The 12,402-nt window shown below is 47.9% G+C and carries 14 protein-coding genes; 6 read left to right on the top strand and 8 right to left on the bottom strand.

What is annotated here, in order from left to right:
- Positions 1–14: 14 nt before the first annotated feature.
- From artM to ACOJUN_RS00415, 4 genes are all read right to left on the bottom strand, one after another.
- Positions 15–692 carry an arginine ABC transporter permease ArtM gene (gene artM, locus ACOJUN_RS00430; protein WP_422134724.1) on the bottom strand — a complete coding sequence of 226 codons (678 nt, stop codon included), beginning with the start codon at positions 690–692 and terminating at the stop codon, positions 15–17.
- Positions 692–1,354 (bottom strand): arginine ABC transporter permease ArtQ, encoded by a 663-nt coding sequence (gene artQ, locus ACOJUN_RS00425; RefSeq protein ID WP_422134723.1) that lies wholly within the window; start codon positions 1,352–1,354, stop codon positions 692–694. Before artQ ends, artM begins: the two co-directional genes overlap by 1 nt.
- Before the next feature lie 53 nt (positions 1,355–1,407).
- Positions 1,408–2,184 carry a lysine/arginine/ornithine ABC transporter substrate-binding protein gene (locus ACOJUN_RS00420; protein WP_422134722.1) on the bottom strand — a complete coding sequence of 259 codons (777 nt, stop codon included), beginning with the start codon at positions 2,182–2,184 and terminating at the stop codon, positions 1,408–1,410.
- 187 nt (positions 2,185–2,371) lie between these two features.
- Positions 2,372–3,109 carry an ATP-binding cassette domain-containing protein gene (locus ACOJUN_RS00415; RefSeq protein ID WP_422134721.1) on the bottom strand — a complete coding sequence of 246 codons (738 nt, stop codon included), beginning with the start codon at positions 3,107–3,109 and terminating at the stop codon, positions 2,372–2,374.
- 377 nt (positions 3,110–3,486) lie between these two features.
- Between ACOJUN_RS00415 and argR the strand changes: the two genes are divergently transcribed.
- The 6 genes from argR to ACOJUN_RS00385 are packed head-to-tail and all read left to right on the top strand — an operon-like array spanning position 3,487 to position 7,662.
- Positions 3,487–3,945, top strand: coding sequence for a transcriptional regulator ArgR (gene argR / locus ACOJUN_RS00410; protein ID WP_422134720.1), 459 nt, complete (start codon positions 3,487–3,489; stop codon positions 3,943–3,945).
- A gap of 45 nt (positions 3,946–3,990) precedes the next feature.
- The gene (locus tag ACOJUN_RS00405) at positions 3,991–4,185 is read left to right on the top strand and encodes a hypothetical protein (RefSeq protein WP_422134719.1); all 195 of its coding nucleotides are present in this window, start codon (positions 3,991–3,993) and stop codon (positions 4,183–4,185) included.
- A complete protein-coding gene (locus ACOJUN_RS00400; protein ID WP_422134718.1) occupies positions 4,154–5,275 on the top strand; it encodes an ABC transporter permease in 1,122 nt (373 codons plus the stop codon). The genes ACOJUN_RS00405 and ACOJUN_RS00400 overlap by 32 nt, the downstream gene beginning before the upstream one ends.
- Before the next feature lie 2 nt (positions 5,276–5,277).
- The gene (locus ACOJUN_RS00395; protein WP_422134717.1) at positions 5,278–6,111 is read left to right on the top strand and encodes an ABC transporter ATP-binding protein; all 834 of its coding nucleotides are present in this window, start codon (positions 5,278–5,280) and stop codon (positions 6,109–6,111) included.
- Positions 6,108–7,076 (top strand): MlaD family protein, encoded by a 969-nt coding sequence (locus ACOJUN_RS00390; RefSeq protein ID WP_422134716.1) that lies wholly within the window; start codon positions 6,108–6,110, stop codon positions 7,074–7,076. The genes ACOJUN_RS00395 and ACOJUN_RS00390 overlap by 4 nt, the downstream gene beginning before the upstream one ends.
- A gap of 4 nt (positions 7,077–7,080) precedes the next feature.
- Positions 7,081–7,662: a PqiC family protein gene (locus ACOJUN_RS00385; RefSeq protein ID WP_422134715.1), complete on the top strand. Its 582-nt coding sequence runs from the start codon at positions 7,081–7,083 to the stop codon at positions 7,660–7,662.
- A 59-nt stretch (positions 7,663–7,721) separates the two neighbouring features.
- On the opposite strand, the gene ACOJUN_RS00380 is transcribed toward ACOJUN_RS00385, so the two are convergent.
- The 4 genes from ACOJUN_RS00380 to ACOJUN_RS00365 all read right to left on the bottom strand — a co-directional run bounded on the left by ACOJUN_RS00380 (position 7,722) and on the right by ACOJUN_RS00365 (position 12,162).
- Positions 7,722–8,177, bottom strand: a complete 456-nt coding sequence (locus ACOJUN_RS00380) for a DUF29 domain-containing protein (RefSeq protein ID WP_422134714.1) — start codon at positions 8,175–8,177, stop codon at positions 7,722–7,724.
- A 203-nt stretch (positions 8,178–8,380) separates the two neighbouring features.
- Positions 8,381–8,857: an RING finger domain-containing protein gene (locus ACOJUN_RS00375; RefSeq protein ID WP_422134713.1), complete on the bottom strand. Its 477-nt coding sequence runs from the start codon at positions 8,855–8,857 to the stop codon at positions 8,381–8,383.
- 152 nt (positions 8,858–9,009) lie between these two features.
- Positions 9,010–10,083, bottom strand: coding sequence for an SbmA/BacA-like family transporter (locus ACOJUN_RS00370; RefSeq protein ID WP_422134712.1), 1,074 nt, complete (start codon positions 10,081–10,083; stop codon positions 9,010–9,012).
- Between the two features lie 102 nt (positions 10,084–10,185).
- Positions 10,186–12,162 carry an amidase gene (locus tag ACOJUN_RS00365; RefSeq protein ID WP_422134711.1) on the bottom strand — a complete coding sequence of 659 codons (1,977 nt, stop codon included), beginning with the start codon at positions 12,160–12,162 and terminating at the stop codon, positions 10,186–10,188.
- Positions 12,163–12,402 lie beyond the last annotated feature (240 nt).

Genomic DNA, 12,402 nt, shown 5'->3' with positions numbered 1-12,402 from the left:
AAAACCTTTACGATTTAGCGGGAAAATGCCAGGGCCCTGCGCTCTATCCACCTTATTATCAGTGTCAGGATTCCAGTCAGAGTCAGGTAGATAAGACCCGCCAGTGAGAAAACTGTAAGGGTGTCGTATGTTTGGGCATTCAGGCGAGCGGCATAACCCATGAGGTCCATTAAGGTAATGGTACTGGCCAGTGAGGTTCCTTTCATAACCAGAATCATTTCATTGCCATAGGCTGGCAATGCCCTGCGAATCGCGTGGGGCAGAACGATCCGGGTCAAAGCCTGCTGGCGCGTCATACCCAGCGCCATAGCCGCTTCCCACTCACCGGCAGAGACCGCATCAATAGAACCCTTGAATAGTTGAGTGGAATAAGCCGCGCTATTCAGGGCCAGAGCCAGCATGGCACAGAACCAGGGTTCGCTGAGCAATGACCAGAATACTGTTTCCTGTAGGATCGGAAACTGAGCCGGACCATAATAAATCAGAAAAATCTGCACCAGCAGGGGGGTGCCTGTAAACATCAGGATTTGCAGGCGAACCAGCCAGACCAGAGGTTTAAAACGCAAGGAAAGGATCAGGGTAAAAAGCAAGGCCATGACCAGACCAGCCAGCAAGCTGACTAAGGTCAACTCCAGGGTGGTCTGAAGACCTCTTGATAGGAGGGGCAGGTATTCATACAAGGATTCCGGCATTATACGTTCACCGTCCTGATATGTTGACTGGTTTTCTGTTTCATCTTGTTCAGGCAATGTTGACTGATCAGGGTGATCAGCAGATAGATGGCACCAGCTGTTGCGTACCAGGTAAAAGGTTCATAAGTCTGGGATGAAACCAGTTGTGCCTGACGTAGCAGGTCCGTCACGCCTATCAGGGCGACCAGTGCCGTATCTTTCAGAAGCACCAGCCACTGATTGCCCAGCCCGGGTAGTGCGTGGCGCCAGGCCTGGGGCAGTATCACTCGATAAAAACAGCGGACAGAGCTGATACCCAGAGCTTTGGCCGCTTCCGACTGCCCCCTGGGAACGGCCATGAAAGCACCCCGCAGAGTCTGGCTGGCATAGGCTGAAAAGATCAGCGACAGGGCAACGGTACCGGCTGTGAAAGGACTGATCTCGATAAATTCATCGGTAAGCAGAAAGAGCAGGTGAGCCGCACCGAAATAGATAAAGAAGACCACCAGAATCTCGGGCATTCCTCTGATAAGAGTGACCCATGAAACGGTCAGGTATCTAAGCAACCGGAAACGGCTCAGTTCACCCAAAGCCAGCAGGGCCGCGAGTATCAGGCCCAGAAGCAGGGAAGAAAGCGCCAGTCCCAGAGTCATCAGAGTTGCATTGAAGAAGAGATCAAGCATGGGTACATGGGTCTGTCAGTTAATAAAGAGACTGCAACTGGGCAGGATGCAGTTCAGGCTTTGTTAAAGTATTTGTCGTAGATTTTTTGGTAAGTGCCGTTTTCTTTAAGTTTTTTCAGGGCAGAATCAATTTCTTCCTTCAGTTTGTCCTGTTTTCTGACTGCAATCCCGTAGCCGATGCCAAAATAATCTGCATCTTTCACCTCCGGGCCTGCCTGGGCATAGAGACCTTCGCCTCTTTCTTTCATCCATTCTCTGGCAACCGCAGTATCGGCGAAGACCGCATCAACCCGGCCACTGGTCATATCCAGGAAAGCATTCTGGAATGTGTCATAAGGACGGACCTTAACACCCTGACTCTCCAGCTTTTCGATCAGATACTGTTGATGGGTTGAGCCGTTCTGAACACCCACAGAGTGACCCTTGAGCGCTTCAATAGACGTTAATCCCTTGTTTTTGTCGGTGACAAAGATGGCCGAGTTCTCATAATAAGGGCCACTGAAGTCGACTTGCTTGAGACGGTCTGGAGTAATGTCCATCCCTGAAATCACTGCGTCAAAACGGCGGAACTTCAGACTGGGAATAAGGCTGTCAAAGGACTGATTGCTGAACGTACACTCTGCTTTCAGTTCGTTACAGATGGCTTTGGCCAGATCAATATCAAACCCTTCCAGTTGATTGTCTTTACCCACAAACTCAAAAGGAGGATAAGTGGCTTCTGTGGCAAAGCGAATAGTCTCGACAGCCTGAGCCTGAGTGAATTGAGCGCCAATGAGCGTGGCAACAGTCAAAGCACTGGTCGCCAGCAGGGAAGCGAACATCTTTTTCATTTTTTGATACTCCAGAAATCATGAAAGTCTATAAACAAGCCAGTGCAGTCAGGCGTAAGGCTCCATTCCATAAACAGCAGACTTGTTGAAGCGCGGTGACACCATCCTTCAAAAAGCTCAGGACGAAAGGAGTGTTTATCTGCATCAGCACCTGGCTGCAATGGTCGGAGACACTGTCTCCGGTGGGTCAATGTTCCAGATAGCTGCGAAAAGCCTCTGTCCGGGGGTGAGCAAAGTGATCGGATGATCCATCTTCAACAATATGACCATCTTCAAGATAAATCACCTTGCTGGCAATTTTTCGCGCAAATTCGACTTCGTGAGTGACAACTACCTGGGTGATACCGGATTGGCTCAGCTCCCTGATCACTTCTACCACCTGATTGGTGATAGCCGGATCAAGAGCAGCAGTGGGCTCATCGAATAAAAGAACGTCTGGCGACAGCATCAGGGAGCGGGCAATAGCTACCCGTTGCTGCTGGCCACCCGACAGCGAAGAAGGCCAGGCGTGGGCTTTTTCAGACAGGCCAACACGCTCGAGCAGTTCTCTGGCTTTGGTGGTGGCTTGTTCTTTGGGCATACCCTGTACGACCGGAGCCTCAATCAGATTGCCAAGCACGGTCATATGTGGCCAGAGATTGTATTGTTGAAATACCATGCCTACCCTGCGTCTCAGGGCGCAAGCCTGTTTGTTCAGGTGCCTGCTGTTATGGCCATTGTTGAAATTAAACGCCATATCAGCGATTTTCATGGTGCCCTGGTCGGGTGTTTCCAGCAGGTTGAGCATGCGCAGCAGGGTGCTTTTACCTGCACCGCTGGCCCCCAGAAGAACGGTGGTTTCACCCCGGGGAATATTAAAACTGATATCTTTAAGAACCTGTGTGGAGCCAAATGCTTTGCTGAGGCCCTCTACGACTATGCCCATTGCCTTTCATCTGCCATTTTGTGAGAATTCCCGCTTTGCCGGGTACGAGATGCAGCGGGTTTTTTTGTGCTCATGACTGTGTGAGAGTACTGCCCATTACAAGGTGTTTGTGGTGCTTGCACAAAAAAGCCTGTCCCGATTTTATCGTATGGGCAGGCTTCAGGGCTGACGGAGTCCGTTGAGCTTGACCCTTTCTTACCAGAAAAGCATAGGCCGAACAGACGACTGGTTCACACAAAAATAGATTCTCTTATATGAATATGGATAAAATCAAGTATTTTTAGAATACTTATTCATAATTGGTGCTTTTTTATCCAGAAGAGGCCAGGGATTCTGGTCACTACTGCCTGGGAATTCAGGAGCAATGAACAAAGGTTATGGCCAGTCAAAAACAGGAAGAACTCATTAAGGCTTTCAGACAGCTGCTTAAAGAAGAGCGCTGCGGGTCCCAAAGCCAGATCGTTGAGCAACTTCAGAGTCAGGGCTTTGATAATATCAGTCAGTCAAAAGTTTCCCGGTTACTTTGTCGCCACGGTGCTGTTCGTGTTCGCAATGCCCGCAATGAACAAGTGTATTGTCTGCCCCCGGAACTGGGGAAAATGGATTCCAATATTGCCGTCAGAGATCTGGTGGAAGACGTAGCTAACAACGGCATGTTGATCGTGATCAAAACCAGTCCGGGGGCTGCCCAGATGATCGCACGGCTGTTGGATTCCGTCGGCCGCTCCGATGGTATCCTGGGGTGTGTAGCGGGCGACGACACTATTTTTGTAGCTCCCGTTTCCTCTGCTGAAATTGACAGGCTTCAGGACGGTATCGTCAAGCTGTTTATGTAACACCCTGATTATCATTGGACTGATTGACATCCTCGCAGAACGTGAGTGCGAGATGCTGTTTTGTACGTCAATGAATTAATAATTTTGAGCGGACCCGAACTGTTGCTGAATGAGCTGATGGGCTGGGTAAAGCCTGCCACAGGCATATTTACCCGGTTCATTTTTGTCTATATGCTTGTGGCTCATTTTTTCAGTGCTTCCAGAGTCGATGGCATCACCCGGTTTCAAGATAGCGCATAACGTTAATCCAGAACACATGAGTGCGATCCTGTCCGGTAGTTGGGACCGGTATCAGGCGTTACCTGATGCTGTGCAGTTATTTTCTGAACTGATTTCAGGGGACCTCCAGACGCTTGATCTCCTGACCGACGCTTCCTTTCAATGGGATTCGCTGTTTTGTGCCTGGTTGCTCAAGCTTCAACGACACTGTGATAGTAATAATATAAAGTTGTTACTCTCCGGGTTGCCGGAAGATGTCCAGAACCTTCATCAGTTGGCCATCGCAGTTCCTGTGGAAAACGTTTCGACTAAAAAGACTTTTTTTTCACTGCAGTCACTGCAATTCCTGACGAAAGGAGTGTTTCAGTGGCTGGAAAATGTTGTTCTTTTTTTGGGCGATATCACGCTCGGAATAATCAGAATGTTCAGGTTGCGCAGCGATGTCAGACCTGGTGACTTTTTTCAGTTTTTGCATCAGACCGGGCCAGCGGCATTACCCATCGTGACCTTACTGAGCTTTCTGGTAGGCATGATTCTGGCCTACCTGGGGACAGTCCAGTTACGACAGTTTGGTGCTGAAGTTTACGTGGCTGATCTGGTGGGTATTGGTATGGTGCGGGAAATGGGGGCTTTGATGACCGCTATCATCATGGCCGGTAGAACAGGCGCTGCCTACGCCGCACAGCTGGGTACCATGCAGGTCAATGAAGAGGTTGATGCTCTTACCACGCTGGGCATCAAGACCGTTGATTATCTGGTGCTTCCGAGAATGCTGGCCCTTATTGTGGCCATGCCATTGTTGACGCTTTATAGCGATGTATTGGGAATGCTGGGAGGCTCGGCTGTGGCTCTCAGTATGGACATCACCTTCACCCAGTATTTTCATCAGCTTTCCGGTTCCTTCGCCATGGCCGATGTGATGACAGGCTTATTTAAAAGTCTGGTGTTCGCTATTTTGATCAGTTTTGCCGGGTGTCAGGCCGGACTGGCCTGTGGCCGCTCTTCTGCGGCAGTGGGTAAGGCAACCACTACGGCGGTGGTTACTGCTATTGTCTATCTGGTGGTCGCGGATGCAGGTCTGAATATTCTCTATTTCCAGATGGGTATTTGATAATGGAGCAGCCAGGTCCCCAAGCTACGGATAGAAAAAGCGCAGCAATAGAAGTCAGCCAGCTGACTATGAAATACGGCAGCAACCTTATACAGCAGGACCTGACCTTTAAGGTTCACAAAGGCGATGTGTTTGTGATCATGGGAGGTAGTGGTTGTGGTAAAAGCACTTTGCTCAAGCATATGATCGGACTCTATCAGCCAGCCGCCGGAACCATTGCCTATGAGGGGCGGGACTATTTTTCTGCCACAGACAACCAGCAGCTGGAAATGCGGAAGCGGTGGGGAGTCACTTATCAGAGTGGAGCCCTGTTCAGTGCCATGACTTTGGCAGAAAATGTCGGTTTTCCTCTCACCCAATATACCCGGATGAAACCGGCAGAGGTATTCGATCTGGTGCGTTACAAGCTGGCTCTGGTCGGGTTGGCAGGCTATGAAAACTATTATCCGTCACAAATCAGTGGTGGTATGGCCAAGCGTGCCGGTCTGGCCAGGGCTATGGCTCTGGACCCTGACGTGCTGTTTTTCGACGAGCCGTCAGCCGGTCTTGATCCTCTCAGTGCCAGGCGGCTGGACGATCTGATTCTTCAGCTCAGTCAGTCACTGGGAGTAACGATTGTGATCGTAACCCATGAACTGGAAAGTATTTTTGCCATAGGCTCCAATGGCGTATTTCTCGATGCGCAGACTAAAACACAGCTGGATACGGGGGCTCCGTCCTATATGCTGAATCACAGCTCTCAGCCCCTGGTCAGAGACTTTCTGTCCCGAGGGCAGAGCCATCAGCGGGCTTCTGAGAAGAGCTTTCAGCGGTCTTCCGGGGAAAGAGGACGATGAATAAAAAAAGGTACTCCATTTTTGCCGGTCTGTTCGTGATTACCATGATCGGACTGGCAGTGGGTCTTGCCATGTTTGTAGGCCAGGGCAGTTACTCCAGTCACAGCAAAGAGCGTTATGAGCTGATCTACGACAGTAGTGTTATGGGTCTGAATATTGGAGCTCCTGTTACGCTGCGAGGGGTCAAAATTGGTGAAGTCACGGATATCCGCACCCAGCTGTATGTGGACAAGGAAGAGTTATTAAATACGGTGATTATCGATATCTATCCGGACATGGTTATTGGTAAGGGAGGAAAAGTTCCTGAAGATATCATGAAGCAACTGGTGTTCCGGGGACTGGCAGCCAAGCTCAAAACCCAGAGTCTTCTCACAGGATTGTTGTACGTCGAAGTGGACTTCTACAAAACCAGTGCGCGAACGATTCCTGTCTCTACACAATACCCTCAGCTCCCGACGGTGCCCACTGATTTTGAAACCATTACTCAAGATCTGGACGAAATGAACCTGCCTGCGCTTATAGCAGACTTGAAAAGTATTGCCCACAACCTGAATACCATCAGTAGCAGTCAGGCATTTCAGCAGATGCCGACAAAACTCAATAAGGCTTTTTCACAGTTTGGGGCTATGTCAGAGGATATGGCTAAAAGCATGTCAGACATCAGGGATGAATTTGTCCCTATGGCTGATAGCATGAACCAGATGTCTCAGGCTATTGAGAGAGAACTGCCAAAAACGCTTGGTCGGGTAAGCGAGGTATTATCCTCTGTAGAAGCTGCCCTGAAAGCACTGGAGCAAACGACAATGGAACTGAGTGATACCCTGGCACCTGACTCGCCTCTGATGTATCAATTGGATCGCAGCAGTAAGGATATCAGTCGCTCGGCAGATGCTGTCAGGGAGCTGGCAGAGTTGTTGGAAGAACAGCCGGGTTCAGTGTTGTTGGGCAGAGATACAGGGGAGTAATGTCATGAAAAGTCATGTTAAATGGTTTCTGCCTCTGATTGCCGTGTTTCTTATGTCGGCCTGCGTGAGTCAAGTCAGACCTTTTCAGTACTACACTCTGAAGCCGGTAGTTGAGGGGGAGTCCGGTCAGACTAGAGTATCGTCAATCGGAGTGGCTCCGGCCAGAATCCCGGGCTGGATGGATCGATCTGGTCTGATTATAAACGACGGGGGGTACAAACTTATCCGCTTCGATAATCAGCGTTGGGGTGAACCACTACAGGATGCAATCACACGTACCCTGACTCAGAATCTGATGGCATTATTTCCTCACTCTGATATTCAGGCCGGACCCTGGTTGAGGAGTCAGGCACCTGATATTGCTGTGGCAGTTGACATTAATAATCTGGCCTGGTCTGGCAATAACATGGAGCTGGATGCCAGTTTTACCCTCCTTAAAAAACAGGCAAGCGTTGAATTTCGCACCGTCAGGTTAACCAGAAATCTCCCAAAAGGAAGCACTTCTGAGCAATGGGTTGAAAGCTTCAGTTATTTGCTGGCTGATCTGAGTCAGCGAATAGAGAAGGGCATTGTTGCTCAGCATTGAAGAGTTGTTGGGTCGCCTGGACGGGGTCGCCCAGACGGGCGCTATTCTCGGTCAGCCTACTAGTGCGGCGGGTCCTTTGGAAGAAAGTCATCGTGCATGACTTCTTCATACGTCCACGGACATTCTGAAGGGAAGGTTTTAAGGAGTAACTCGGTTTGCTTGGCCGCAAGGACGACGGCTTTTTGGTAGGCTTTTTTATACAGTTCTGCCTTCCTGAGCTTCAGACCGGGGTTTTCATCAAGTAAATCTTTAGCCTTGGCTCTTTGTAAAATGATGGAGTCTCGCCAGCTTCTTGAACGTCGCTCTGGCTGGTATTGCCATTTTAATAAGTGCATGAGCAGTTGCATCAGGTGACTGGTTAATGAACGCGGCTCATACTTCCCCATATCTTCCACTTCTTCAGCAAGGTTATCGAGATCAAGTTCGTCGAACCGGCGTTCTTTAATGAGTTGAGCCTGCTGTTTAGTCCAGCTATAGAAGTCGGACTCGTAAAGTGTTTTCTGATCATTATCCATGATGTAATTCCCCCGTTAATTTCAGCAGAGTATAGGACAAGTATTGTAATGTCATTCCCATCAATACCAACCAGCGTAGATCGCTACTGAACCGGCTATTGGGTCGCACCGGGGCCGCAATTTTACTGGATCAGACACGTCAACACGGCAGGTCAGCATTCCGGTTTCAATCAGCTTGATAGCACAGAACGACTGTAATGCTTTCACAAGTCATCGTCATCGTCATCATCGTCAACAAGATGTAGATTAATGATCTTCAATCTTAAGCGTTCTATTTCTTCTTCCAATCTCATATCAATTTCTTTTTTTAAGATTACAGATAAAACCTCATCTACTCTTGATCTGACAGAGAAAAGTTCAGAAAAAGAGCAAAGGTGGGGTGTGATTTCAATTTTAATGTAAGGAACTTTTCCGCATAAGTCATGAGCTTTTAAAATATGCAAATCGTGATGGTAGATTAGTTCCTTTCTGCATATTGGGCATGTGTCTTTTTTTTCTCTTTTATTCCAGCGTGAAATACAACGCTCATGAAATGTATGCTGACAGCATAAAGAAATACCTTTATCCTCATAGTGCAATATTTCAAGACAAATAGGGCAGATTGATTGGGCAGATACCGCATTTGAAATAAAAAAAATAATTATAAAAATTAAAAAATGTCTGATTGTATTAATTTTCATATTATTAAGCCCGTGATAGATTTGCTTTCTGAAGTGTGGCCGATGCTTTAGTTATGAAGGATATTAAACGACCCGGAAAGATCCAGAAGGCCGACCAATTTGCTGCGCATGGATCCAGGAGCTAGAGCAACGCCAGCGCAGAGTTAAGATTATTATTGAATTTTAAACAGTCCGGATGACCCCGGTTCAGAACGATAACCGATATTCACTTCAAACTCTCTCAGGCGTTTAATAATGGATAACAACTCAGTGACGTTTGCCCAGTTTTCAGTAAAGTAGGAAAGGCTGTCCGAAACACTGCTAAATGCATGGGACACTCTGTTTAAAGTCCCCATCAGGATGATGCCGTAAATAACGCCCGGACCAATGACCATCAGGTCGGCAATGGACACAAACTGGAAAAAGAAGTTCTGCCAGAGGGAAAAGTAGGAGTGGTTGAGAAACAGTCGAAAATAGTTCAAACGCAGTCCTGTAAACAGCTCCAGCAGCGTTGGAGTTTCGGCGTAGTTTTTATCGTCTTCAGCATAAACCAGCTGTTTTCTGAAGCGGGCTTCAACTTTCTGGTTGTTGTATTCAAGGCCGGGCAGGCGGATGCCCACAACGTAGGAGATGATGACGGCGCTGAAAGACAGGAGGCAGGAAAACCAGAGCAGGGAACCAGGTATCTGACCCATGATTTCCATGCCTTTCAGGGATAGTGGAATTTTATCATAGCTCTCCGTAAAAGCCGGGCTGTTGAGCCAATCCGCCAGCTTGCTACAAATCTCTTCGCTGAGCGTCCAGAGAATGGGGATAAAAGCGATCAATGTCAGAATGGAGCGAAACAGTCCCAGGGCCAGCAGTTCGGTAACTCTGGCAAAACGCTGGGGATCTTCCTGTAAGCGTTGGGAGGCACCCTCAATATCGCTATCTACTTTTTGCCAGAAGGGCAGGTAAGCCAGGGTCATGGCTTGCCGCCAGCGGAAGCAAAAGTGCTGTGAAAGGAAGCTGGAAAGGGTTCTCAATAAAATATAGGGAAAAACTATGGCGCAGAATAGAAGAATCAGTTCCCAGAAACGGCCAATGGTTTCCGGTTTGGCCAGCTGCATCATATTCCACATCTCGCCATACCATTCATTCATTCTGACCATCATGCTGACTTCAATAAATATGGAGGTCAGCAGGGCGGCAAGTCCTCCCCAGGCCCATATAGCCCAGTGTTTTGACAAGAAAAAGCACTTCAGCATCCCTGCACTCCTCTACTGCATTGTGTATATAACTTTTGACAGTTGAAGATTCTAAAAGTTCATTTGTTAGTGCAGCAGCCGCTATCAGCCTGTTTACAATAGCTATAAATCTTTATGAGGCAGATGAGCGTCAGGGGATGGTTTTTCATGGGGTTTAAAACCTTTCAAAAACGTATTGCTCTCCGCCTTTTTCACGAGTTCTTCAGCCATCTCCTGTTCAAGCAAACTGCCAATGGCAAGCAACAGATATTCGCTGTCAATTGCTCCCATTAACTGAAGGCCAAAAGGCAGGTCTTCATGATTAAAGCCGCAGGGAATGGTCACCCTGGGGCCTCCTGTGAGGTTGGCCAGTGAAGTATTAAATGCCAGAAGGTAAGCTTTGGCTAAATTCAACTCGCCAGCGGTATTTGTTAGCCAGTGGTTCACTCTGGCCGGAGCAGGCGTTAACGTTGTTGGCATTGCAATAACATCAACCTTTGAGAAGATATTTTTTTCAAAGTGATCTGCCAGCACTTTCTGGTTCTGTCTGGCTCGTTCGGCCTGTTCATTAGACAGGGCTTTGCCCATTAACAGGGCCATTTCAGTTTCATAAGGTATACCTTTGCCCAAAAAATTGAGATTCCCTTTCGCTGCCCAGCTCCCAAACAGGGTTATATGGGTTGCCCAGAGCCGTTTTCTGAAATTCTCAGAGGTAAACTGCATTTTGACGAACAGGTTGTCTTTGCGATTTTGCAGTTTTTTAAGTCGGGTTCCTAATCGGTCGAGACATTCAAATGTTTTCTCTGAAACTTCTTTGTCTGCATGTTCAAGCCAGTCAGGATCAAGGCCTATTTTTAGAGTCTTCAAAGCTTCAGCTACTTGAAGGGTGGGATGACGTCCGCTTGCAACCTGATAGCCCAGAGCAATATCTTTAAAACGCTTACCGATGAGCCCAATAGCCACCATGTCTAACTCAGCGTTGATGTAATTTTTGGTGGACAACTTGTCAGATGTGGGTTTGAGACCGGGTAAACCATTTAATGAGGCAGGAATGGATACAGAGCCACCACCATCAGTCCCTACTGTTAATGGCGACAGGCCAAGGGCAACCATCAGGGCACTGCCACTGGATGATCCACCCGCGACATGGAAAGAACTGAATCGATTAGAGATCCCGGGAAAGTGGGGGTTTTCTCCCGTTGCCCCAAGCCCGAAAAGATGTTGATTGGTTAGGCCCAGGATAATAACACCCTCATGCTTTAACAATCGTACCACTTCAGATTCAGTCTCTTCAGTGACAATGGGAAAAAGCGATTGATCGGCTATTTTTTTTCGATTAACGCCAGCGGTCGCGTAATAGCCTGCAACATTGACTTCTGATTTTACAGCAATAGGAATACCTTCCAACTCGCTGATAATCCGTTGCTTTTTACACTCTTCAATAACTCCATTATACGCTGAAATACACTTTAGCCACCGCTGATCGGAGGCCCTGGCCATAAGCATGGCGAGATCTTTGTTTTGCTCAATCAGTACATCCTTCATGCTTTCTGGCAGTTTTTTTTCGTACCAGTCATAAATATTTTCAACCAGCCTGGAAGGGGTTAGTTTTTGTTCTGCAAACAATTGCTGAATATCATCAATGCCACCGGCACGATCAAAAAGTTCGGATATCTTGCCAGTTGTGCTGCCACGAGAGCCTCTCTCTTCAGAAGGTGTCTCTTCAGAAGCTGTCTCTTCAAAAGGAGCCCGTTCTGGCTTGTCCGGAATACCTGGATTGAGAGCCGTCAATTCTGCCTCAGAGAAAAGCACAGGGTCTTCAGGGTTTATGCCACTCATGACCAACTGACTTTTGACGAACTCAATCTGTCGATCAACAGTCCCATGACCCACTACCCAACTTCGAACAAAGGACAGCCAGAATCCGGAAAGGTTTTGTGAAGAGCTTAGCCAGTCTGGGTAATAGTCCCAGGAAATATAAGGCTTTTGCCGGTAAGGGTTATAAATATCAACAAGAGTAGGGTCAGATAAGTCATAGCCATTACTGCCGGTTGCCATCACAAGAAGAGTGAATACAAGAGCTACACCTGAACGCCGCATTAGAGTTCCTCAATAGATTATCATTAACAATTTTTTCAACAGGAGCCCAGTATAGAACACTCGGAGTCTGAGCCATTTTAGCAAAAACGTTCAAACCCTCGCCCAAACGAGGGTGCCACTAAACTCCTAGCAGCCTGTCGGACTTAAGCGTCCGTAGCGAGGATTGCAAGAAATTGAGGATAAAAATCTCTGTTTCTGAGGAGAATAGCGAGCTATTTGACGAAGAAACAGAGATTTTTA

The organism is Endozoicomonas sp. ALD040 (assembly GCF_049275945.1).
In the GTDB taxonomy this organism is placed as follows: domain Bacteria; phylum Pseudomonadota; class Gammaproteobacteria; order Pseudomonadales; family Endozoicomonadaceae; genus Endozoicomonas_A.
The sequence above is the reverse complement of the archived record's forward strand: the minus strand, read 5'-3'. Positions and strand labels throughout refer to the sequence as shown.

What these genes read in the sequence shown, in the direction of transcription:
- ACOJUN_RS00400 (WP_422134718.1), top strand. Translation starts at nt 4,154, where the DNA reads ATGGCATCACCCGGTTTCAAGATAGCGCATAACGTTAATCCAGAACAC.
- artQ (WP_422134723.1), bottom strand. Translation starts at nt 1,354, where the DNA reads ATGCTTGATCTCTTCTTCAATGCAACTCTGATGACTCTGGGACTGGCG.
- ACOJUN_RS00415 (WP_422134721.1), bottom strand. Translation starts at nt 3,109, where the DNA reads ATGGGCATAGTCGTAGAGGGCCTCAGCAAAGCATTTGGCTCCACACAG.
- ACOJUN_RS00395 (WP_422134717.1), top strand. Translation starts at nt 5,278, where the DNA reads ATGGAGCAGCCAGGTCCCCAAGCTACGGATAGAAAAAGCGCAGCAATA.
- ACOJUN_RS00420 (WP_422134722.1), bottom strand. Translation starts at nt 2,184, where the DNA reads ATGAAAAAGATGTTCGCTTCCCTGCTGGCGACCAGTGCTTTGACTGTT.
- ACOJUN_RS00365 (WP_422134711.1), bottom strand. Translation starts at nt 12,162, where the DNA reads ATGCGGCGTTCAGGTGTAGCTCTTGTATTCACTCTTCTTGTGATGGCA.
- artM (WP_422134724.1), bottom strand. Translation starts at nt 692, where the DNA reads ATGCCGGAATCCTTGTATGAATACCTGCCCCTCCTATCAAGAGGTCTT.
- ACOJUN_RS00385 (WP_422134715.1), top strand. Translation starts at nt 7,081, where the DNA reads ATGAAAAGTCATGTTAAATGGTTTCTGCCTCTGATTGCCGTGTTTCTT.
- ACOJUN_RS00380 (WP_422134714.1), bottom strand. Translation starts at nt 8,177, where the DNA reads ATGGATAATGATCAGAAAACACTTTACGAGTCCGACTTCTATAGCTGG.
- argR (WP_422134720.1), top strand. Translation starts at nt 3,487, where the DNA reads ATGGCCAGTCAAAAACAGGAAGAACTCATTAAGGCTTTCAGACAGCTG.
- ACOJUN_RS00390 (WP_422134716.1), top strand. Translation starts at nt 6,108, where the DNA reads ATGAATAAAAAAAGGTACTCCATTTTTGCCGGTCTGTTCGTGATTACC.
- ACOJUN_RS00370 (WP_422134712.1), bottom strand. Translation starts at nt 10,083, where the DNA reads ATGCTGAAGTGCTTTTTCTTGTCAAAACACTGGGCTATATGGGCCTGG.
- ACOJUN_RS00375 (WP_422134713.1), bottom strand. Translation starts at nt 8,857, where the DNA reads ATGAAAATTAATACAATCAGACATTTTTTAATTTTTATAATTATTTTT.